The sequence below is a fragment of the Pseudomonas juntendi genome, from assembly GCF_009932375.1.
Taxonomy (GTDB): Bacteria; Pseudomonadota; Gammaproteobacteria; order Pseudomonadales; family Pseudomonadaceae; genus Aquipseudomonas; species Aquipseudomonas juntendi.
This window is the reverse complement of record NZ_BLJG01000009.1, coordinates 1-21738: the sequence shown is the minus strand read 5'-3', so window position 1 is coordinate 21738 and position 21738 is coordinate 1. Positions and strand designations below refer to the sequence as shown.

Sequence of the window (21738 nt, the reverse complement as noted above, 5' to 3'; positions counted from 1 at the left end):
GCCCGCTCCCACAGGTTTGAACGCGACCTCACTCTGAGGGAGCGGGCATGCCCGCGAAGGGCCGCAAAGCGGCCCAGGTTTTATCAGGCCATCAAGCCTGCACAGGTGCCGCCAGCTGCTGCCCCATGCGCACGGCAGAGCCGGCACCCAGGCTTTCGGCCCACTTCACCTGCTGCGGCCCGAACAACACGATGGCCGTTGAACCCAGCTTGAAGCGCCCCAGCTCGGCACCTTTCTCCAGGTGGATCGGCGCACGGCTGGCGTCGTCGTATCGGAAGGTCTTCAGCTCGCGCTTGGGCGGCGTCACCAGGCCGGCCCACACGGTCTCGATCGAAGCAACGATCATTGCACCCACCAGCACCACGGCCATCGGCCCGCGTTCGGTGTCGAACAGGCAGACCACCCGCTCGTTGCGGGCGAACAGCTCGGGCACGTTTTCGGCAGTGGTCTGGTTCACCGAGAACAGCCGGCCCGGCACGTAGACCATCTCGCGCAGGGTGCCGGCCAGCGGCATGTGCACGCGGTGGTAGTCCTTGGGCGACAAGTAGATGGTGGCGAACTCACCGCCCATGAACGGGGCGGCCAGCGCCGGGTCACCGCCCAGCAGCTCCTGCGCGCTGAAACCATGGCCTTTGGCCTGGAAGATGCGGCCATGCTCGATCGGGCCAAGCTGGCTCACGGCGCCGTCGGCGGGGCACAGGATGGCGCCCGGGGTTTCATCCAGCGGGCGGGCGCCCGGCTTCAGGGCGCGGGTGAAGAATGCGTTGAAGTGCTCGTAGGCGCTCAGGTCTTCGACCAGCGCCTGGCTCATGTCGACCTGGTAGCGCTTGGCGAACCAGGCGGTGAAGGCGTTCTTGAACCAGCGCACGCGGCACTCGGCGACGCAGCCGGCCAACCGCGACAGCAGGTGGTGCGGCAGCAGGTACTGGCTGATGATGAACAGACGGGATTTCATGCAGGTTCCTTAAACTTCTACAGGCGTGTCCGGGTGGTTGCCCCATTCGCTCCACGAGCCGGCATAAGCCTTGACGCGTGGGTAGCCGAGGGCCTTGGCCACCAAATAGGTGAAACCGGAGCGGCGGTGGGACTGGCAATGGGTAACCACCTCCTTGTCGGGGGTGATGCCCAGGCTTTGCAGCACTTCGGCGATATCCTTGCGGATGCGCAGGTGGTCGTTGAGGTCCATGCCGGCGGTCCACTCGAAGTTGACCGCACCAGGGATGTGACCGCCCTTGGCCGACAACACTTTTTCGCCGTTGAATTCCTGTGGGGCGCGGGCGTCCCAGATCACCAGGTCATCGGCGCCCAGGCGGCTTTGCAGGTACTCGCGGGTGGCTGTAGGTGCAGTGTCGAGGTGCAGGTGCACCGGGGCGGTACTGGGTGCAGGCACTTCGGTGGACAGCTTGTCGGCTGGCCAGGCCTGGATACCGCCATTGAGGTAGTGGTAGCGCGTATGGCCGATCACGTCGAGCAGCCAGATGAAGCGCCCCGCCCAACCACCGCCTTCATCGTCATACACCACGTAGACGGCATCATCACGGTGGCCGAGTTCGCTGAACAGTTTTTCCAGTTCGCCCAGGGGCGGCAGCAGACCAGGGGCGGGTGGCTGGCCGAGCTGGGTACGCTTGCCCTCGACAAAGCGGGCGCCGGGGATATGCCCGCTGACATAGCGGTTGGCGCTGCTCAGGTCGACCAGGATCAACTGCGGTGAATCCAGGCGCGGCAGCAGGTCTGCAGCTTCGATCACCAAGGGCAGGCCGGAAAAGTCGGTCATCCACGGTCTCCAGAGTGGAAAGAGGAGCGATTGTAGCGCAAGGCTCAGGCTTTGCGGTTGGCGAACAGCGACAGTGCCCGCTCGATGCATTGCACGGTTTTGCCGAAGGCTTGCACGCTGATGTCGGCCATGGGCCTGCAAGCCTGGTCGGCCACCAGCAGCATGAGCACCTGATCGTTCACCGCCAGCGAGCGCAGCAGCACGTGCTCACTGCGGAACAGGGCGCGCAGCGGGGCTGGCAGCAGCGCGGCGAACTGGCTGTGGTTCTGCGGGGTGATGCGCAGTTGCCCGGCCTGGCTCATCAGTTTTTGCAGCAGTTTGTTCTGCGCCACTGGCAGGGCCAGGCCCGCGGCCTCCTTGGGCAAGCCGGCGGTCTGTTGCACGCGCAGGGTGTCGGTGCTCTTGTCCAGGCTCAGCAGCATGATGCGTTGCATGCCGCAGGCCAGCAGGGCCTCTTGTGCCTGGGTGGCCAGGTGCACGGTATTGGTGAACGCGCTGGGTTGCGCCAGCAGGTGCTGGCACAGTGTGCGCCAGCGCGCCAGCTCTTCACTGCTGGGCGGTGGCACCGCCAGCATGTCTGGGTGCGGGCGGCGCTGGTGCCACGGCCATATCAGCGCCTCGGCCGGGTGGAACAGTGCATGCCGGGCATGGCGACGGGCGCTGGCGGCCGCCTGCTGGTGAACTTGCTGCTGCACGTCTTCCAGCGAAGTCTGCAGGTACAGGGCGGTCAGCAGCTGCCAGCGTAACAAGTGCGGGTTATCCCAGCCGACCTGCGCCGCCAGGGCCAGGTTGTTGGCCAGCAATACGGTATTGGCCGGCTGGTTGAACCAGCGCCGCAGGCCAGGCTCTGCGTCCAGGCGGTGTTGCTGGCTGAGCAGGTCTTCGTCGCGGGCGATGCTCAGCACCTGGGCCAGTTGCTCGCGTTCTTCCAGCAGCAAGCGGTAACCCTGGGTCACCCATTGCGGCAGGCGCCAGTATTCGGCCATGGTCTGGCACAGCGCCATTATGCGCACGCCAAACAGTTCTTCCTCGACATGGGCGGCCTCTTCACCCTTGTGGATCACCCGCAGCTCCCAGGTGTCGAGCAGCTTCGGGTGGGCGAGTGCCAGCGGCCAGAGGGGCGACAGGAACAGCAGGCTACCCCAATGGATTTCCTGCCACAGCCGCGCCAGGCGGCTGGCGAACAGGCCGCTGGCCTGCTGCGCTGCGTGCTGGCTGATCATCTGGAACTGGCAAAGAACCGGCGGGATTTCTTCAACAGGCACTGCCGGCAGGCGCTTGAGCAACAGCTCGCTGCGCTCCAGGCCGAGCCGGTTGAGGGCCACTTCAAGGCTTTCGGCCGGTTCGGCCATGCTGGCGTTGGTGGCGTGGTTGGCCTCACGCATCACCGACAACACCAGCGCCGGGCTATCTTGCATCAGTTCGGCGATGTCGCGCAGCGAGCGGCGGCTATCGTGGATGGCCGCCATGACCCGGTCGTAGCTGTGCTTCGGCACCGGGATGCGAACACTCTCGAGCAGCTTGACCCAGGCCTCTAGCGTTCGCGGAGCCTGAGCGGGCACCTTGGTTTCAATTGGCATTTTGACATCAGTCCGAACTGGCTTTTCGCATTGTGTGGCTATAGTCTGGCGCAGTTCTGCCGATAAGTAGAAGAAGAGTTTTACAGCTCTCGTCTCTTCCCCTGACCACGACAGCAAGTGCTTTGAACCTATGGCTAAAATTATCGGCATCATCGTCGTATTCGCGAGCGTGCTCGGCGGCTACGTGCTTTCCCACGGCAAGATCGCGGCGCTGATCCAGCCGTTCGAAGTACTGATCATCGGCGGTGCGGCCTTTGGTGCATTCCTGCAGGCCAATCCTGGCTACATGACCATGCACGTCATCAAGAAGTCGATGAAGATGTTCGGTTCGCGCTTCAGCCATGCGTTCTACCTTGAAGTGCTGGGGCTTGTGTACGAAATCCTCAACAAGAGCCGTCGCGAAGGCATGATGGCCATCGAGGCCGACATCGAAGACGCCGCCGCCAGCCCGATTTTCGCCAAGTACCCCACGGTACTGGCCGATGAGCGCATGACCGCGTTCGTCTGCGACTACCTGCGCATCATGTCTACCGGCAACATGGCCCCGCACGAGCTCGAGGGCCTGTTCGACATGGAGCTGCTGAGCATGAAGGAAGAGCTTGAGCACCCGTCCCATGCGGTGACCGGCATCGCCGATGGCATGCCCGGCTTCGGTATCGTAGCGGCGGTGCTGGGTATCGTGGTGACCATGGCCTCGCTGGGCGATGGGGACCAGGCGGCCATCGGCATGCACGTGGGGGCGGCGCTGGTCGGTACGTTCTTCGGTATTCTCGCGGCCTACGGCTTCTTCGGCCCGCTGGCCAAGTGCCTGGAGCACGACGCCAAGGAAGAGCTGAACCTGTACGAGTCGATCAAGGCATCGCTGGTGGCCTCGGCTTCGGGCATGCCACCGTCGCTGGCGGTCGAGTTCGGGCGCAAGGTGCTGTACCCCAAGCACCGCCCAAGCTTCGCCGAGCTGGAACAAGCGGTTCGCGGTCGCTGATTCATGGAGAACAATCAGCCCATCATCGTCAAGCGCGTCAAGCGCTTTGGCGGCGGCCACCACGGTGGCGCCTGGAAAATCGCCTTTGCCGACTTCGCCACGGCGATGATGGCGTTCTTCCTGGTGCTGTGGCTGTTGTCCACGGCCACGCCTGAACAGAAGATCGCCATTGCCGGTTACTTCCAGGACCCGATCGGGTTCTCCGAAAGTGGTACGCCCTACGTCATCGACCTGGGTGGTTCCCCCGAAATGGCGCCGGACAAAACCATCAACCCGGAATTGAAAACCGAGCCGACGCAGCCGTCGCCCACCCAGCTGGACAAGGACCAGGTGGAGACCATGGCCGAGCAGGTCGAGCGCGAGCGCCTTGAATTGCTGTTGCAGGAGCTGCAGAACAAGGTCGAAGAGAACCCGCAACTGCAGAAGTTCAAGGACCAGATCCTGTTCGAGATCACCCAGGATGGCCTGCGTATCCAGATCATGGACGCCGAGAACCGTCCGATGTTCGATATCGGCAGTGCGCGCCTGCAGCCATATTTCGAAGACATTCTGTTGGCCATGGCCGATACCATCAAGGCAGTGCCCAACAAGATCAGCATCAGCGGCCACACCGACGCCAAACCGTATGCCGGCACTGGCGAGTTCGGCAACTGGGAGCTGTCGGCCAACCGCGCCAATGCCGCACGCCGGGCATTGGTGGCAGGTGGGTACCCGGACGGCCAGGTGGCTCGGGTGGTGGGGTATGCATCGTCATCGCTGTTCGACCGCAAGAACCCGTTCAACCCGGTAAACCGCCGCATCGACATCATCGTGCTGACCAAGAAGGCCCAGCGCAACATCGAGGGTGAGCAGGGCGAACAGGGTGCACCGCAAGCGCCGGCAGCCCCGCCTGCGGCCCCGCCGGCCAGTGGCGCGGCGCCCGGTGCCGGGGCCGATCAGGCGCCGATGCAACCACGTGAACTGCGCCAGAAGCTGAACATCTTCGAGGATGGCACGCTGAAGGTGGACGAGAGCAAGGAGCAGTAGGCCCCGCGGAACCTTGCACGGCGTTTTGCAGGGCCGTGCAGGTGGGCCTCAGCGCGGAGGAAGGCTTACAGCCCGGTCAGTAGCTGTCTTCCGTCAGGCTGGCGATGATCGAGCGGTAGCTGTTCATGCGTTGCTGCGAGATCCGGCCATCGTCCAGCGCCTTGAGCAACGCGCAGCCTGGCTCGCGGTCATGTTTGCAATCGCGGAAGCGGCAGGTGCCGAACAGGTCGCGGAACTCGATGAAGCCATCCTCCACATCGCTGCGGCTGACGTGGCCAAGGCCGAATTCGCGGATGCCCGGCGAGTCGATAAGGTCGCCGCCATTGGGGAAATGGTACAGCCGCGCGGTGGTGGTGGTGTGGGTGCCCTGGCCCGACCATTCCGACAGGTCGCCGACGCGGGTGCCGGCCTCTGGCAGCAGGCTGTTGACCAGCGAAGACTTGCCCACACCCGACTGGCCGACGAACACGCTGATGTGCCCGTCAAGTTGCTGCTGCAGGCGTTGCATGCCATCACCGTGGTGGGCAGATACCTCCAGCAGCGGGTAGCCCAGCTCGCGGTAAACCTCCAGCAGCGCCTGCAGGCCGGGGCCGTTCTCGGCGTTGATCAGGTCGGCCTTGTTCAGCAGCAGCAGCGGGCGCAGGCCTGCATGCTCGGCAGCGACCAGGTAACGGTCGATCAGGTTCGGGTGCGGTTCCGGGGCCGGGGCAAACACGATCACGATGAGGTCGACGTTGGCTGCGACCGGTTTCAACTGGCCATGGTTGTTTGGCCGGCACAGTTCGGTGCTGCGTGGCATCTGCGCCACGATCACGCCTATGCCCTGGTTGCCTGCACGCCATACCACGCGGTCGCCAGTGACCAGTGCTGGCAGGTTGGCGCGCAAGTGGCAGCGGAACACCTGGCCTGCAACGTCGCCGTCCTGGGCCTCCACCTCGACCTGCACGCCAAAGTGGGCAATCACCAGGCCCAGTTGTTCCGGCCCCAGGTCGCCACCTTCCAGTTCCTGCAGCACATGCTGCTCGCGTTTGGCCGCGCGAGCAGCACGCTCGCCCTGGATTTTTTCGATGCGCCAGTTCTGGCGGCGATTGAGCTGGCGTTTGGCCATGAACATTCCGTGAGAAGGGCCCGGGTCAGGGCATTGAAAACGGCAGGCAGTTTAGCACGCCAGGCGGTGCACCATTGCCCTTACCTTGTGGCGGTGAATGGGCGTGGTTGGGCCACTAGGCTAATATGACGGGCTATATGAGGAGCTTCTGCATGCAAAACCCACAGAACCTGATCTGGATCGACCTGGAAATGACCGGCCTCGATCCGGACAGCGACGTCATCATCGAAATGGCCACCATTGTCACCGACAGCGAGCTGAACACCCTGGCCGAAGGCCCGGTGATCGCCATCCACCACAGCGATGAAGTACTGGCCCGCATGGACGAGTGGAACACCCGCACCCATGGCGCGTCTGGCCTGACCCAACGTGTGCGCGACAGCAAGGTCGGCATGGCCGAGGCCGAGGCCCAGACCATTGCATTCCTCGAACAGTGGGTGCCCAAAGGCAAATCGCCGATCTGCGGCAACAGCATCTGCCAGGACCGTCGCTTCCTCTACCGGCACATGCGCAACCTGGAAAACTACTTCCACTACCGCAACCTGGATGTCTCGACGCTGAAAGAACTGGCAGCGCGCTGGGCGCCGGACGTGCGTGACAGCTTCAAGAAGGGCAATACGCACCTGGCGCTGGACGACATTCGCGAATCGATTGCCGAGTTGCGCCACTACCGCGAGCATTTCATCAAGGTGTGAACCGTTACGGCGCAGATATTCTGGCTGCGCCCCCTTTTGGTGCCTTGGGCAACTGGTTAGACTGCGCGCCTTTCCCGCACGGACCCGCACCATGTTGCTGATGCTCTACCTCATTGCCATCACTGCCGAAGCCATGACCGGTGCGTTGTCTGCCGGGCGTCGCGGCATGGACTGGTTCGGCGTGGTGCTGATCGCCTGTGTTACCGCCCTGGGTGGCGGGTCGGTGCGCGATGTGTTGCTCGGGCACTACCCGCTGACCTGGGTGAAACACCCTGAGTACCTGGTGTTGACCAGCTTTGCTGCCCTGTTGACCATTTTCATCGCGCCAATGATGCGCCGCCTGCGCTCGCTGTTCCTGGTGCTAGACGCACTGGGGCTGGTGGCGTTTACCCTGATTGGCTGCATGACGGCGCTGGAAATGGGGCAGGGCATGCTGGTGGCTTCGATCAGCGGGGTGATCACGGGGGTGTTCGGTGGGATCTTGCGCGATATCTTCTGCAACGACATCCCGCTGGTGTTCCGCCGCGAGCTGTACGCCAGCGTGTCGTTCGCCGCGGCGTGGTTCTACCTCGGCTGCGTGTATTTCAAGGTGCCGGCGGAGCAGGCGATGCTGCTGACCCTCTTTGGTGGGTTCCTGGTGCGCTTGCTGGCGATTCGTTTCCATTGGGAAATGCCCAAGTTCCACTACAACGACCAGCAGTAAACCTGCCCCAGGCCCGGCGCGGTCCCTGTAGGAGCGGGCATGCCCGCGAACACCGGCGCAGCCGGTGCATCCACCGAGTGGCCAAATTCGCGGGCGCGCCCGCTCCCACAGTGGGCCGTGTAGCTATTGAATGCCGTGCCGGGCCAGCGCCCACTCGACATGCTCGCGCACCAGCTCCGAGGCATCCTCGCGCCGCGCCTTCAGCGCCTCGATCACCGGTATCGTCGGCGGCGCATTGCCCAAGCCCACCGCCAGGTTGCGCAAGAACCGCTCATAGCCTGCCCGGCGTAGCGGCCCGCCCTCGGTCTTGCGCAGGAAAGTACGCTCATCCCACAGGAACATCTGGGCCAGCTCGGCATTCTCCAACCCATGCCGCGGCTGGAAATCCTGCTCCTGGCTGTGCTTGGCGAAGCGGTTCCACGGGCAGACGATCTGGCAGTCGTCGCAACCGAATACACGGTTACCCATCATCGAGCGCAGTTCGACAGGAATCGGCCCTCTCAGCTCGATGGTCAGGTACGAGATGCAACGCCGCGCGTCCAGTACATAGGGCCCGACGAACGCCTGGGTCGGGCAGATGTCCAGGCACGCCTGGCAACGCCCGCAATGTTCACTGGTGGTGGCTTCGTCCACCGGCAACGGCAGGTCAACGAACAGTTCGGCCAGGAAGAAGTAACTGCCGGCCTTGCGGTTGAGCAGCAGGGTGTTCTTGCCGATCCAGCCCAGCCCGGCCTGCTCGGCCAGGGCCTTCTCCAGCACTGGGGCACTGTCGACGAAGGCGCGGTAGCCGAACGGGCCGATGGCTTGCTGGATACGGTCTGCCAGGAATTGCACGCGCTTGCGCACCAGTTTGTGGTAGTCACGGCCCAGGGCGTAGCGTGATACGTAGGCTTTTTCCGGTTGCGCCAGGCGTTGCGCCATCTGCGTATCGCCGGGCAGGTAGTCCATGCGCAGCGAGACCACGCGTACCGTGCCGGGGATCAGTTGGTCGGGGTGCGCCCGTTTGCTGCCATGGGCACCCAGGTACTCCATTTCGCCCTGGTAACCGGCGTCTAGCCAGCGTTGCAGGTGCTGTTCGTGTTCGCCAAGGTCGACCCCGGCGATGCCGACGTGGGCAAAACCGAGTTCCTGGCCCCATATCTTGATCGATTGGGCCAGTTGGGCGAGGTCAGGTGTAGAGGCAGGCATGGATGGGCAAGGCAATACGGGCTCAGGTGCGTATAATTCTGCCAGACATTGGAGCCTTTGACCCCATGCCGCAGACCAAACACCCTGGCAACACCCTACAACTGCTCAGCAGCGTGACTGTCGCACACCTGCCGGCACGGCACCCGCATGCGCACAAAGGCGACTTCGGCCATGTGCTGGTAGTGGGCGGCGACCTGGGCACCGGTGGCGCTGTGCTGCTCAGCGCCGAAGCCGCCTTGCGCTGCGGCGCCGGCCTGGTCAGCGTGGCGACCCGGCCCGAACATGTACCCGCGAGCCTGGCCCGCCTGCCTGAGGTGATGTGCCTGGGGGTACAGTCGGCCAACCAGTTGGTCGGCGTGCTGGAGCGCGCCACGGTACTGGTGGTGGGCCCCGGCCTTGGGCAGGCTGCCTGGGGCCGGAGCCTGTTGTCGGCAGTGGCGAACGCCGAGCGCCCGCAGGTATGGGACGCCGACGCCCTGAATTTGCTGGCAGGCACCCCATTGGCCCTGCCCAGCGGTAGCATCCTCACGCCTCACCCCGGGGAAGCGGCGCGGCTGCTGGGCATTTCCACCGAAGCGGTACAGGCCGACCGGCCGGGCGCTGCGCGCAAGCTGGCGCGGCGCTACAACAGTGTGTGCCTGCTCAAAGGGGCAGGTACCCTGGTGGCGCACCCGTCCGGCCAGTTGATGCTGTGCGAGCGCGGGCACCCGGCGATGGCCGGCGCGGGCTTGGGCGATGTGCTGACCGGGGTGCTGGCGGCGTTGCTGGCCCAGGGGCTGGACGCCTGGAGTGCCGGCTGCCTGGGTACCTGGCTTCACGCCTGTGCCGGTGAGCGTCTGGGGGTTGAAGGCAGGGGCCTGGCGGCCAGCGATCTGGCGCCGGTCATTCGAGCGTTGTTGGAGGAGCATTCTGCGTGTGTGGCTTAAATCTGTTTCTGGCCGATGAAGCGGCTACAGTCGACTTTGGTGCAAAAATGGCCGAAGTGACCGGTGGTCGCGGTGTCATTTTCCTGGAAGGCGACCTGGGGGCGGGTAAAACCACACTCTCGCGTGGCCTGATCCGTGGCCTGGGCCATACTGGTGCAGTGAAAAGCCCGACGTTCACCGTGGTCGAACCCTACGAGATCGGCGCTGTCCGAGCTTTTCACTTCGACCTGTATCGGCTGGTCGATCCGGAGGAGCTGGAGTTCATGGGGATTCGTGACTATTTCGAGGGCGACCCGTTGTGCCTGTTCGAGTGGCCACAAAAGGGTGCGGGCGTTTTGCCAAAGCCCGACCTGACCATTACCATAAGCCCCCAAGCGGGCGGACGCTCGCTGAACCTGTCGCCGCAGGGGGCTCGCGGCGAGGCCTGGTGCGTGGCACTGGCCAAACACTATAAACAGTAAGTGGGGTAGGTATGCGCATACGCGCACTGGTCGCCATCGTTGGGCTGCTGCTGACAACGGTGACCGTTGACGCTCTGGCCGTCACTCAAGTCAAGAGCGTGCGCCTGTGGCGCGCGCCAGACAACACGCGGCTGGTCTTCGACCTGTCTGGCCCCGTGCAGCACAGCGTCTTCACCTTGAGCGCACCTGATCGCCTGGTTATCGACATCAATGGCGCGACCTTGGCGGCGCCATTGAAAGTGGCGACTTCCAACACGCCGATCAGCAGCGTGCGTTCGGCCCAGCGCACGCCGACCGACCTGCGTGTGGTCGTTGACCTGAAGAAGTCGGTCACCCCCAAGAGCTTTACCCTGGCGCCCAATGCCCAGTACGGCAACCGCCTGGTGGTCGACTTGTACGACCAGGAAGCCGATGCCATCGCGGCCACGGCGCCAACCCCACCACCGACCCCGGTGCAAACGCCTGCCACCACGCCAGCGGTCCCGGTCACCCCGACCCAGCCAGCCATCAAGCTGCCGCCGGTACCTAGCGGCAAGCGCGACATCGTCATTGCCATCGACGCCGGTCATGGCGGCGAGGACCCGGGTGCTTCCGGCTCGCGCGGCCAGCATGAAAAAGACATCGTGCTGCAGATTGCCCAGGAGCTGCAGCGCCAGATCAACACGGAAAAGGGCTTCCGCGCCGAGCTGACCCGCACCGGTGACTACTTCATTCCGCTGCGCAAACGCACCGAAATCGCCCGCAAGAAGGGCGCCGACCTGTTCGTTTCGATCCACGCCGACGCCGCGCCGTCCAAGGCTGCGTTCGGCGCATCGGTGTTTGCCCTGTCCGACCGTGGCGCTACTTCCGAAACCGCACGCTGGCTGGCAGACACGGAAAACCGTTCCGACCTGATCGGGGGCGCCGGCAACGTCAGCCTCGACGACAAGGACCGCATGCTCGCGGGTGTGCTGCTCGACCTGTCGATGACGGCCACGCTCAGCTCCAGCCTGAATGTCGGGCAGAAAGTGCTGGGCAACATGGGCCGCATCACCTCGCTGCACAAGCAGCGTGTGGAGCAGGCTGGCTTCATGGTGCTGAAGTCGCCCGACATTCCGTCGATCCTGGTCGAGACCGGGTTCATCTCCAACGCCAGCGAGGCGGCCAAGCTGGCCAGTCGCAGCCATCAGCAAGCGCTTGCGCGTTCGATTCATACCGGGGTGCGCCAGTTCTTCCAGCAGAACCCGCCGCCTGGCACCTATATCGCCTGGCTGCGCGACACCGGCAAGATTGCCGCCGGCCCACGTGAGCACACGGTGCGCCCAGGCGAAACCCTGGCAATGCTGGCGGTGCGCTACCAGGTCAGTGTGGCCAGCTTGCGCAACACCAACAGCCTGAAGTCCGATGAGCTGAAGGTCGGCCAGCGTCTGGATATCCCTGCCACCACATTGGCTTCGCAATGAGTGGTGGTTCGCGCATCCAGCTGCTCAGCCCGCGGCTGGCCAACCAGATCGCCGCTGGCGAGGTGGTCGAGCGGCCGGCCTCGGTAGCCAAGGAACTGCTGGAAAACAGCCTGGACTCCGGTGCCCGGCGCATCGATGTGGAAGTGGAGCAGGGCGGCGTCAAGCTGCTGAAGGTGCGGGATGATGGCAGCGGTATTTCTGCCGACGACCTGCCGCTGGCGCTGGCCCGTCACGCCACCAGCAAAATCCGTGAGCTGGAAGACCTTGAAGGCGTATTGAGCCTGGGGTTCCGTGGCGAAGCCCTGGCCTCGATCAGCTCGGTGGCGCGCCTGACCCTGACCTCGCGTACCGCCAGTGCCACAGAAGCCTGGCAGGTTGAAACCGAAGGCCGCGACATGCTCCCGCGGGTGCAGCCGGCGGCCCACCCGGTGGGTACTTCGGTCGAAGTGCGTGACCTGTTCTTCAATACCCCGGCGCGGCGCAAGTTCCTCAAGGCCGAGAAAACCGAGTTCGATCACCTGCAGGAGGTCATCCGGCGCCTGGCGTTGGCGCGTTTCGATGTCGGCTTCCACTTGCGCCACAACGGCAAGAGCATCCTCAGCCTGCACGAGGCCCATGATGAAGTGGCGCGTGCGCGGCGGGTGGGTGCCATCTGCGGCCCGGGCTTCATGGAGCAGGCGCTGCCGATCGACGTCGAGCGCAACGGCCTGCGCCTGTGGGGCTGGGTTGGGCTGCCGACCTTCTCGCGCAGCCAGGCCGACCTGCAGTACTTCTTCGTCAACGGCCGTGCGGTGCGCGACAAGCTGGTGGCCCACGCCGTGCGCCAGGCCTACCGTGACGTGCTATTCAACGGCCGGCACCCGACCTTTGTGCTGTTCCTTGAACTGGAACCCAACGGCGTCGATGTCAACGTGCACCCGACCAAGCATGAAGTGCGCTTCCGCGAGGGGCGTTCGGTGCACGATTTCCTGTACGGTACCTTGCACCGGGCCCTGGCCGATGTGCGCCCGGAAGACCAGCTGGCCGCCCCGGCTGCGGTGCCTGAAGCGATGCGCGCCACTGGCCAGCAGGCCGGTGAGTTCGGCCCGCAGGGGGAAATGCGCCTGGCTTCGCCTGTGCTCGAGCAGCCACGTGCGCCGCAACACACCGCCAGCAATGGCGGCAGTGGTGCCGGTTACCAGTACCAGTACACCCCGCGGCCCTCGCCACCGCTGCCGGCGGCCGAGGCGCAGGCGGTGTACCGCGAGTTTTACAAGCCGCTGGACAATGGCGCCGCCCCGGCAGCCACCCTGCCGGAAAGCCAGGGCGACATTCCGCCGCTGGGTTACGCGCTGGCGCAGCTGAAGGGTATCTACATCCTGGCCGAGAACGCTGTCGGCCTGGTGCTGGTCGACATGCACGCCGCTCACGAGCGCATCATGTACGAGCGCCTGAAGGTAGCCATGGCCAGCGAGGGCCTCAGCGGCCAGCCGCTGCTGGTGCCGGAAACCCTGGCCCTGAGCCAGCGCGAAGCCGACTGCGCCGAAGAGCACGCGCAGTGGTTCCAGCGCCTGGGCTTCGAACTGCAGCGCCTGGGCCCGGAAACCCTGGCCATCCGCCAGATCCCGGCCTTGCTCAAGCAGGCCGAGGCCAACCGCCTGGTGCAGGATGTGCTGGCCGACTTGATGGAATACGGCACCAGCGACCGTATTCAGGCCCACCTCAACGAGCTGCTCGGCACCATGGCCTGCCACGGCGCGGTACGCGCCAACCGGCGCCTGGCCATTCCCGAGATGAACGCCCTGCTGCGCGATATGGAAAACACCGAGCGCAGCGGCCAGTGCAACCACGGCCGTCCCACCTGGACCCAGATGGGCCTGGACGACCTGGACAAACTTTTCCTGCGCGGTCGATGAAATGAGCGGCAAGCCCCCAGCGATATTCCTCATGGGTCCGACGGCCGCCGGCAAGACCGACCTGGCCATCGAACTGACCAAAGTGCTGCCGTGCGAGCTGATCAGCGTTGATTCGGCGCTGATCTACCGCGGCATGGACATCGGCTCGGCCAAACCGTCGAAAGCAGTCCTTGCCGCCCACCCGCATCGCTTGATCGACATCCGCGACCCAGCCGAAAGTTACTCGGCCGCGCAGTTTCGCACCGACGCCCTGCAGGCCATGGCCGAGATCAGCGGGCGCGGCAAAATCCCGCTGCTGGTCGGCGGTACCATGCTGTATTACAAAGCGTTGGTCGACGGCCTTGCCGACATGCCAGCGGCCGATGCGGGCGTGCGTGCCGAGCTTGAAGCCCAGGCGGCGGCCTTGGGGCTGGGCGAGTTGCACCGCCAACTGGCCGAGGTCGACCCGGTGTCGGCGGCGCGCATTCACCCCAACGACCCGCAGCGGTTGATCCGCGCCCTGGAGGTCTACCGGGTGAGCGGTGAGAGCATGACGGTTCACCGGCAACGTCAATTCGCTGAAAGTCGCGGCGCAGACGCAGGCGCTGGCGGGCATTTGCCCTATACTGTCGCCAGCTTGGCGATTGCTCCTACAGATCGTCACATTTTGCATCAGCGAATTGCGTTACGATTTTCGCAGATGCTGGAACAGGGCTTTATCGACGAGGTCCGATCACTGCGAGCCAGAAGTGACTTGCACGCCGGGTTGCCGTCTATACGGGCAGTGGGGTATCGGCAAGTCTGGGATTACCTGGACGGCAAGCTGTCAGAGAGTGAAATGCGTGAACGCGGTATCATCGCGACCCGGCAGCTGGCCAAACGGCAGTTCACCTGGTTGCGTGGCTGGCCTGACGTACACTGGCTAGACAGCCTGGCCTGCGACAATCTGTCCCGCACCTTGAAATACCTGGGGCCCATCTCCATATTGAGCTGAGTCCCTGCTGATTGCCGTCTATTCTTGCGAAGGGGCGGCCTAATTTATCGATTTCATTGATTTTCTATTATTTATCCTTACAGGAGTGCGGCATATGTCAAAAGGGCATTCGCTACAAGACCCTTACCTGAACACTTTGAGAAAAGAGAAGGTCCCGGTTTCCATTTACCTGGTCAACGGCATCAAGCTGCAGGGTTCGATCGAGTCGTTCGACCAGTTCGTGGTACTGCTGAAGAACACCGTGAGCCAGATGGTCTACAAGCACGCCATTTCGACCGTGGTGCCAGCCCGTCCGGTTCGCCTGCCAAGCCCGTCCGATTCCGAGCACGGTGACAGCGAGCCAGGCAACGCCTGATAGGAGCCTGCATTGTTCTTTGAGCGCCACGGTGGTGGTGAGCGGGCGTTGCTCGTTCACTTGGAAGGTCAGAACCCTGAGGCGCGCGAAGACCCGCAGGAGTTTCAGGAACTGGCATTGTCGGCCGGTGCCGACATCATTTCGCTGGTCACGGTGACAAGGCATCAGCCTTCCGCCAAATACCTGATTGGCAGTGGCAAGGTCGAAGAGCTGCACGACCTGGTCCATGCCGAACAGGTAGACCTGGTGATTTTCAATCACACCCTCACGCCCAGCCAGGAGCGCAACCTTGAACGCGTGTTCGAGTGTCGTGTGCTCGACCGCACCGGGCTGATCCTCGATATCTTCGCCCAACGGGCGCGTACCCATGAAGGCAAGCTGCAGGTCGAACTGGCCCAGCTGGAGCACATGAGCACGCGGTTGGTGCGTGGCTGGACTCACCTGGAGCGGCAGAAAGGGGGTATCGGCCTGCGCGGCCCGGGTGAAACCCAGCTGGAAACCGACCGGCGCCTGTTGCGCGTGCGCATCCGCCAGATCAAGTCGCGCCTGGAAAAGGTCCGTAGCCAGCGCGAGCAGGCACGGCGCGGGCGCAAGCGTGCAGACATCCCTTCGGTGTCGCTGGTGGGTTACACCAACGCCGGCAAGTCCACGCTGTTCAACGCCCTGACCGAATCCGAGGTGTACGCCGCGGACCAGCTGTTCGCTACCCTCGACCCGACCTTGCGCCGGCTCGAGCTCAACGACCTTGGCCCGATCGTGCTGGCCGACACCGTGGGCTTCATTCGCCATTTGCCGCACAAGCTGGTCGAGGCATTTCGCGCTACGCTCGAAGAGTCGAGCAACTCCGACCTGTTGCTGCATGTGATCGATGCCCATGAGCCCGAGCGCATGGAACAGATCGAGCAAGTGCTGGCGGTTTTGGGCGAGATTGGCGCCGAAGGCTTGCCGATCCTCGAGGTGTATAACAAACTCGACCTGCTCGAAGATGTCGAGCCGCAGATCCAGCGCAATGCCGATGGCAAGCCGGAACGGGTCTGGGTATCGGCACGCGATGGGCGTGGCCTGGAGCTGGTCGGCCAGGCGATTGCCGAGTTGCTGGGGGAAGATCTGTTTGTCGGTACCCTTTGCCTGGAGCAGCGTTTTGCCCGCTTGCGCGCGCAATTCTTTGCCTTGGGTGCGGTGCAGAGTGAAGAGCATGATGAAGAAGGGCGCAGCCTGCTGAGCGTGCGACTGCCCATGGTCGAACTGAATCGCCTGGTCAGCCGCGAAGGCATGGAGCCGCAAGTGTTTGTCGAGCAACACACTTTGCAATAAATGCCCGTCGAGGTCGCCGGGCAGCAGTGACAGGCATTCTGTAGCATTGGACGGCGCGCCGTGGGCGCGTCTTTGCTTTATCAGATGGAGAGCGCTATGGCTTGGAACGAGCCGGGTGGCAACTCGAACAATCAGGATCCCTGGGGCGGCCGCCGTGGTGGCGGTGGCGACGGTGGTGACAAGAAAGGTCCGCCGGATCTGGACGAGGCCTTCCGCAAACTGCAGGACAGCCTCAATGGCATGTTCGGCGGCAAGAAGAAACGTGGCGGCGGTGACCGCAACATCGGCAAGGGCGGTGGCTTCGGTCTGCTGGGCATCGGCCTGGCGGTGCTGGCTGCCATCTGGCTGTACAACGCCGTGTATGTGGTCGACGAGCAGGAGCAGGCCGTGGTGCTGCGCTTCGGCAAGTACTATGAAACGGTCGGTCCTGGCCTGAACATCTACTTCCCGCCAATCGATCGCAAGTACATGGAGAACGTCACGCGTGAGCGTGCCTACACCAAGCAGGGCCAGATGCTGACCGAAGACGAGAACATCGTCGAGGTGCCGCTGACCGTGCAGTACAAGATCAGCAACCTGCAGGACTTCGTGCTCAACGTCGACCAGCCTGAGGTGAGCTTGCAGCACGCCACCGACAGTGCCTTGCGCCACGTGGTGGGTTCCACCTCGATGGACCAGGTACTGACCGAAGGCCGTGAGCAGATGGCCGTGGATATCCGCGAGCGCCTGCAGCGCTTCCTCGACAACTACCGCACGGGTATCACCGTTACCCAGGTCAACGTACAGAGCGCGGCAGCCCCGCGTGAAGTGCAGGAAGCCTTCGATGACGTGATCCGTGCCCGTGAAGACGAGCAGCGCGCCCGCAACCAGGCCGAGTCCTATGCCAATGGCGTGGTGCCGGAAGCCCGTGGTCAGGCGCAGCGCATCATCGAAGATGCCAACGGCTACCGCGACGAAGTCATCGCCCGCGCCAAGGGTGAGGCCGATCGCTTCAGCAAGTTGCTCGGTGAGTACCGCAAGGCACCTGAAGTGACTCGCCAGCGTCTGTACCTGGAGACGATGCAAGAGGTCTACAGCAATTCGAGCAAGGTCATGGTGGCAACCAAGGATGGGCAGAACAACCTGCTCTACCTGCCGCTGGACAAAATGGTCGAAGGCAGCCGCAACGCGTCCGCGCCAACCACCAGCGTATCGCCATCGGCCAACGATGCGGCCGCGCGTGCGGCGCAGGACATGCAACAGCAACAGCAGCCGCTGCGCACTAGGGAGAGCCGCTGATGAGCAACAGATCGCTGATCGCCCTGATCGCCGCCGTGGTCCTGGCCATCGTGGCCTGGAACAGCTTCTACATCGTGTCCCAGACCGAGCGTGCAGTGCTGCTGCGCTTCGGTAAGGTGGTCCAGGCTGATGTTCAGCCAGGCCTGCACGTGAAGATCCCGTACGTGAACCAGGTACGCAAGTTCGACGCCCGCCTCATGACCCTCGACGCCCCGACCCAGCGGTTCCTGACCCTGGAGAAGAAAGCGGTGATGGTCGACGCCTACGCCAAGTGGCGCGTCAAGGACGCCGAGCGCTTCTATACCGCCACGTCGGGCATGAAGCAGATCGCCGACGAGCGGCTTTCGCGTCGCCTGGAAAGCGGCCTGCGTGACCAGTTCGGTAAACGTACCCTGCACGAGGTGGTTTCCGGTGAACGCGACGCGCTGATGGCTGACATCACCGCATCGCTGAACCGCATGGCCAACAAGGAGCTGGGCATCGAGGTGATCGATGTGCGCGTCAAGGCCATCGACCTGCCGAAGGAAGTCAACCGCAGCGTGTTCGACCGCATGAGTACCGAGCGTGAGCGTGAAGCCCGCGAGCACCGCGCCAAGGGTAACGAGCTGGCCGAAGGTATTCGTGCCGACGCCGACCGCCAGCGCCGTGTGCTGCTGGCCGAAGCGTACCGCGAAGCGGAAGAAACCCGCGGTGACGGCGACGCCCAGGCAGCCGCCATCTATGCCAAGGCCTACACCCAGGACGCGGACTTCTATGCGTTCTACCGTAGCCTGCAGGCGTACCGCGAAAGCTTCTCGAGCAAGAGCGACGTGCTGGTCCTGGATCCGAAGAACGAGTTCTTCCGCTTCCTGGACAAGAGCAAGCCGTAATGCTCAGGCCCTGATTTTCATGCGGCAGCGCTCCGCCTGGCAGCTAAAACACCAGGCGGGGTGCATCCTGAATGAAAAGGGGTGTATCATGAGGCAGCCGGGAAATTTCCCGGCTTTTTTGCGTCTGCAAGGTTGATTGGCACAGCGCCGGTTGACGGTTTGCTCAGCTCGCAAGGCAATTCGAGGGTATCGGGTACGGTGGCTGCGCTGGGATCAGTGCTGCCCGCTGCTGTGCGCGATACCGGCTTTACTGACGGCTCGCCTGCTGGCAAGCCGCCCGGACCAGAGGGGAAATGGCGTAATGGCAACGGTAGACCGCTGGCTGCTGCCAGATGGCATCGAGGAAGTACTGCCACCTGAGGCTGCGCGTATCGAGATCGCGCGCCGCCAGGTGTTGGACCTGTTCCAGGGTTGGGGCTACGAACTGGTCGTCACCCCGCATATCGAGTACCTGGAGTCGCTGCTGACCGGCGCCGGCCAGGACCTGGACCAGCGCACCTTCAAGGTGGTGGACCCGCAGTCCGGCCGCCTGATGGGCTTCCGTGCCGACTTCACCCCGCAGGTGGCCCGTATCGACGCGCACACCTTGCGCCGTGAAGGCCCAAGCCGGTTGTGCTATGCCGGTAGCGTGCTGCACGCCCAGCCGCGCGCACTGTCCACCTCGCGCAGCCCGATCCAGCTGGGTGCCGAGTTGTATGGCGATGCCAGCCCTACCAGCGACGTCGAAGTCATCAGCCTGATGCTTGCCACGCTGCAACTGGCTGACGTGCCGGACGTACACATGGACCTTGGCCACGTCGGCATCTACCGCGGCTTGGCCCGGGCGGCCGGCCTGTCCGGGGCAGTGGAGCAGCAGTTGTTCGACGCGCTGCAACGCAAGTCGGTCGATGAGGTGCAAGCCTTGACTGCCGACCTGCCCAAGGACCTGGGCAACATGTTGCGTGCGCTGGTCGAGCTGTGCGGCGGCCGTGAAGTGCTGAACGAAGCGCGCGTGCGCCTGGGGCGCGCCCCGGCCAGCGTGCTGGCCGCGCTGGACGACCTGCTGGCGATCGCGGACCGGCTGGCGTCGCGCTACCCGGAACTGCCGCTGTACTTCGACCTCGGTGAGCTGCGCGGTTACCACTACCACACCGGTGTGGTGTTCGCCGTGTTCGTGCCGGGCGAGGGGCAGTCCATTGCCCAGGGCGGGCGTTATGACGACATCGGCGCCGATTTTGGCCGGGCACGCCCAGCCACAGGTTTCTCCACGGATTTGAAGACCCTGGTCACACTGGGGCGAGCGGAGGTCGTATTGCCAACTGGCGGCATCTGGATGCCCGACAGTGGCGACGCGGCCCTCTGGCAGCAAGTCTGCCAGTTGCGCAGCGAGGGCCAGCGTGTGGTTCAGGCTCTGCCTGGCCAGCCGTTGAGTGCTGCTCTCGAGGCGGATTGTGATCGGCAATTGATTCAGCAAGACGGGCGCTGGCAGGTTCTGCCGCTGGCCCAGTGAGTTTCTGCGTCGGCAACAGGCCGGCAACCAAGTTTGCGTGAATGAGGACCAATGTAATGGGTAAGAATGTCGTCGTCCTGGGCACCCAGTGGGGTGATGAGGGCAAAGGCAAGATCGTCGATCTGCTGACCGAACATGCTGCCGCCGTAGTGCGCTACCAGGGTGGCCACAATGCGGGCCACACCCTGGTGATCAACGGTGAAAAAACCGTTCTGCACCTGATTCCCTCCGGCATCCTGCGTGAAGGCGTACAGTGCCTGATCGGCAACGGCGTGGTCGTTGCCCCGGATGCGCTGATGCGTGAAATCACCAAGCTGGAAGAGAAGGGCGTACCGGTGCGCGAGCGCCTGCGCATCTCCCCGGCAGCGCCGCTGATCCTGTCGTACCACGTGGCCCTGGACCAGGCCCGTGAAAAAGCCCGTGGCGAAGCCAAGATCGGCACCACTGGCCGCGGCATCGGCCCAGCCTACGAAGACAAGGTCGCCCGCCGCGGCCTGCGCGTGGGTGACCTGTTCCACCGCGAGCGTTTCGCTGCCAAGCTGGGTGAGCTGCTGGATTACCACAACTTCCAGCTGGTGAACTACTACAAAGAGCCGGCCATCGACTTCCAGCAGACCCTGGACGAGTGCATGGCCTACGCTGAACAGCTCAAGCCGATGATGCTCGACGTCACCGCCGAGCTGCACAACCTGCGCCGCGCCGGCAAGGACATCATGTTCGAGGGCGCCCAGGGTTCGCTGCTGGACATCGACCACGGTACCTACCCGTACGTCACCAGCTCCAATACCACGGCTGGTGGTATCTCCACCGGTTCCGGCGTGGGCCCGATGTACCTGGACTACATCCTGGGCATCACCAAGGCCTACACCACGCGCGTGGGTTCCGGTCCGTTCCCGACCGAGCTGTTCGACGAAACCGGCGCAACCCTGGCCAAGCGTGGCCACGAATTCGGCTCCACCACCGGCCGTGCTCGCCGTTGCGGCTGGTTCGACGCCGTGATCCTGCGTCGCGCCATCGACGTCAACAGCATCTCGGGTATCTGCCTGACCAAGCTGGACGTGCTCGACGGCCTGGAAACCATCAACATCTGCGTTGGCTACAAGAACGAGAACGGTGCCGTGATCGACGCACCTTCCGATGCCGACAGCTACATCGGCCTGGAGCCGGTGTACGAAGCGATGCCAGGCTGGAGCGAGTCGACCCTGGGCGTGAAAACCCTGGAAGAGCTGCCGCAGGCCGCGCGCAACTACATCAAGCGCATCGAAGAGTTGGTCGGCGCCCCGATCGACATCATTTCGACCGGCCCGGACCGCAACGAGACCATCGTCCTGCGTCATCCGTTCGCCTGATCTGCCCTCCAGGCTGATCTGACGCCGTGGCCCTGAAAGGGGCTGCGGCTTTTTTGTTGTGCGCCAGGCATGGCGCGTTGCGCGTTAGCGCAACCCGTTTGGTTGTGGTAGCCGAGCGGGTGACTTGGAGGTGAAAGTCCTCTACACACCCGGCAAGGGGAAGTGTTAGCCAGAGGCAAGGGTGTCGCGGGCGACTGCGAATCTGAAGGAAGCCCGAGGCAAAATGCTGGTCTGACGAACAGGAAGCGGATGAGGCGGCGCAGCGGGGTTAGGCGGCAACAATCGCCAAAGCCCAGTACTTGCACGGAACGCTGTGGCGTAGATCCGACAG

20 protein-coding genes are annotated in these 21738 nt (G+C 63.9%); 15 read left to right on the top strand and 5 right to left on the bottom strand.

What is annotated here, in order from left to right:
- Window positions 1-91: 91 nt before the first annotated feature.
- Genes asd through GYA94_RS01600 form a run of 3 tightly spaced genes read right to left on the bottom strand, consistent with a single transcriptional unit; the run spans window position 92 to window position 3354 of the window.
- Window positions 92-955 (bottom strand): archaetidylserine decarboxylase, encoded by an 864-nt coding sequence (gene asd / locus GYA94_RS01610; RefSeq protein ID WP_029887865.1) that lies wholly within the window; start codon window positions 953-955, stop codon window positions 92-94.
- A gap of 9 nt (window positions 956-964) precedes the next feature.
- On the bottom strand, window positions 965-1774 hold the full coding sequence (locus GYA94_RS01605; RefSeq protein WP_009681317.1) for a rhodanese-like domain-containing protein: 810 nt from the start codon (window positions 1772-1774) through the stop codon (window positions 965-967).
- 44 nt (window positions 1775-1818) lie between these two features.
- The gene (locus tag GYA94_RS01600) at window positions 1819-3354 is read right to left on the bottom strand and encodes an HDOD domain-containing protein (RefSeq protein WP_161891683.1); all 1536 of its coding nucleotides are present in this window, start codon (window positions 3352-3354) and stop codon (window positions 1819-1821) included.
- Window positions 3355-3484: 130 nt separating this feature from the next.
- On the opposite strand from GYA94_RS01600, the gene motA reads away from it, so the two are divergent.
- Both motA and motB read left to right on the top strand, forming a co-directional pair.
- On the top strand, window positions 3485-4336 hold the full coding sequence (gene motA, locus GYA94_RS01595) for a flagellar motor stator protein MotA (protein WP_009681315.1): 852 nt from the start codon (window positions 3485-3487) through the stop codon (window positions 4334-4336).
- Between the two features lie 3 nt (window positions 4337-4339).
- The gene (gene motB, locus GYA94_RS01590; RefSeq protein ID WP_161891682.1) at window positions 4340-5362 is read left to right on the top strand and encodes a flagellar motor protein MotB; all 1023 of its coding nucleotides are present in this window, start codon (window positions 4340-4342) and stop codon (window positions 5360-5362) included.
- A gap of 76 nt (window positions 5363-5438) precedes the next feature.
- Here motB and rsgA read toward each other — a convergent pair whose 3' ends face one another.
- Window positions 5439-6470 carry a small ribosomal subunit biogenesis GTPase RsgA gene (gene rsgA, locus GYA94_RS01585; protein ID WP_009681313.1) on the bottom strand — a complete coding sequence of 344 codons (1032 nt, stop codon included), beginning with the start codon at window positions 6468-6470 and terminating at the stop codon, window positions 5439-5441.
- Window positions 6471-6622: 152 nt separating this feature from the next.
- Between rsgA and orn the strand changes: the two genes are divergently transcribed.
- Both orn and GYA94_RS01575 read left to right on the top strand, forming a co-directional pair.
- Entirely contained in the window at window positions 6623-7165 is a 543-nt protein-coding gene (gene orn / locus GYA94_RS01580) for an oligoribonuclease (protein ID WP_009681312.1), read from the top strand.
- A gap of 91 nt (window positions 7166-7256) precedes the next feature.
- Window positions 7257-7868, top strand: a complete 612-nt coding sequence (locus tag GYA94_RS01575) for a trimeric intracellular cation channel family protein (protein WP_003249516.1) — start codon at window positions 7257-7259, stop codon at window positions 7866-7868.
- Between the two features lie 123 nt (window positions 7869-7991).
- Here the strand turns inward: GYA94_RS01575 and queG are convergent, their stop codons facing one another.
- Window positions 7992-9056, bottom strand: a complete 1065-nt coding sequence (gene queG, locus GYA94_RS01570) for a tRNA epoxyqueuosine(34) reductase QueG (RefSeq protein WP_054904838.1) — start codon at window positions 9054-9056, stop codon at window positions 7992-7994.
- 65 nt (window positions 9057-9121) lie between these two features.
- Here queG and GYA94_RS01565 point away from each other — a divergent pair, with 65 nt between their 5' ends.
- The 11 genes from GYA94_RS01565 to GYA94_RS01515 all read left to right on the top strand — a co-directional run bounded on the left by GYA94_RS01565 (window position 9122) and on the right by GYA94_RS01515 (window position 21407).
- Window positions 9122-9982 (top strand): NAD(P)H-hydrate dehydratase, encoded by an 861-nt coding sequence (locus tag GYA94_RS01565; protein WP_161891681.1) that lies wholly within the window; start codon window positions 9122-9124, stop codon window positions 9980-9982.
- Window positions 9970-10443: a tRNA (adenosine(37)-N6)-threonylcarbamoyltransferase complex ATPase subunit type 1 TsaE gene (gene tsaE / locus GYA94_RS01560; protein ID WP_009681309.1), complete on the top strand. Its 474-nt coding sequence runs from the start codon at window positions 9970-9972 to the stop codon at window positions 10441-10443. The genes GYA94_RS01565 and tsaE overlap by 13 nt, the downstream gene beginning before the upstream one ends.
- Before the next feature lie 11 nt (window positions 10444-10454).
- Window positions 10455-11885, top strand: coding sequence for an N-acetylmuramoyl-L-alanine amidase (locus GYA94_RS01555; RefSeq protein WP_009681308.1), 1431 nt, complete (start codon window positions 10455-10457; stop codon window positions 11883-11885).
- Window positions 11882-13780 (top strand): DNA mismatch repair endonuclease MutL, encoded by a 1899-nt coding sequence (gene mutL / locus GYA94_RS01550; protein WP_054904836.1) that lies wholly within the window; start codon window positions 11882-11884, stop codon window positions 13778-13780. Before GYA94_RS01555 ends, mutL begins: the two co-directional genes overlap by 4 nt.
- Before the next feature lies 1 nt (window position 13781).
- On the top strand, window positions 13782-14753 hold the full coding sequence (gene miaA / locus GYA94_RS01545) for a tRNA (adenosine(37)-N6)-dimethylallyltransferase MiaA (RefSeq protein ID WP_161891680.1): 972 nt from the start codon (window positions 13782-13784) through the stop codon (window positions 14751-14753).
- Between the two features lie 94 nt (window positions 14754-14847).
- The gene (hfq, locus tag GYA94_RS01540) at window positions 14848-15108 is read left to right on the top strand and encodes an RNA chaperone Hfq (RefSeq protein WP_003258160.1); all 261 of its coding nucleotides are present in this window, start codon (window positions 14848-14850) and stop codon (window positions 15106-15108) included.
- 12 nt (window positions 15109-15120) lie between these two features.
- Window positions 15121-16422, top strand: coding sequence for a ribosome rescue GTPase HflX (hflX, locus tag GYA94_RS01535; protein ID WP_009681305.1), 1302 nt, complete (start codon window positions 15121-15123; stop codon window positions 16420-16422).
- 96 nt (window positions 16423-16518) lie between these two features.
- Entirely contained in the window at window positions 16519-17700 is a 1182-nt protein-coding gene (gene hflK, locus GYA94_RS01530; protein ID WP_161891679.1) for an FtsH protease activity modulator HflK, read from the top strand.
- Window positions 17700-18569: a protease modulator HflC gene (gene hflC, locus GYA94_RS01525; RefSeq protein ID WP_009681303.1), complete on the top strand. Its 870-nt coding sequence runs from the start codon at window positions 17700-17702 to the stop codon at window positions 18567-18569. Before hflK ends, hflC begins: the two co-directional genes overlap by 1 nt.
- A gap of 301 nt (window positions 18570-18870) precedes the next feature.
- Window positions 18871-20058, top strand: coding sequence for an ATP phosphoribosyltransferase regulatory subunit (locus tag GYA94_RS01520; protein ID WP_009681302.1), 1188 nt, complete (start codon window positions 18871-18873; stop codon window positions 20056-20058).
- Window positions 20059-20114: 56 nt separating this feature from the next.
- The gene (locus tag GYA94_RS01515) at window positions 20115-21407 is read left to right on the top strand and encodes an adenylosuccinate synthase (RefSeq protein WP_009681301.1); all 1293 of its coding nucleotides are present in this window, start codon (window positions 20115-20117) and stop codon (window positions 21405-21407) included.
- The last annotated feature ends 331 nt before the right edge of the window (window positions 21408-21738 follow it).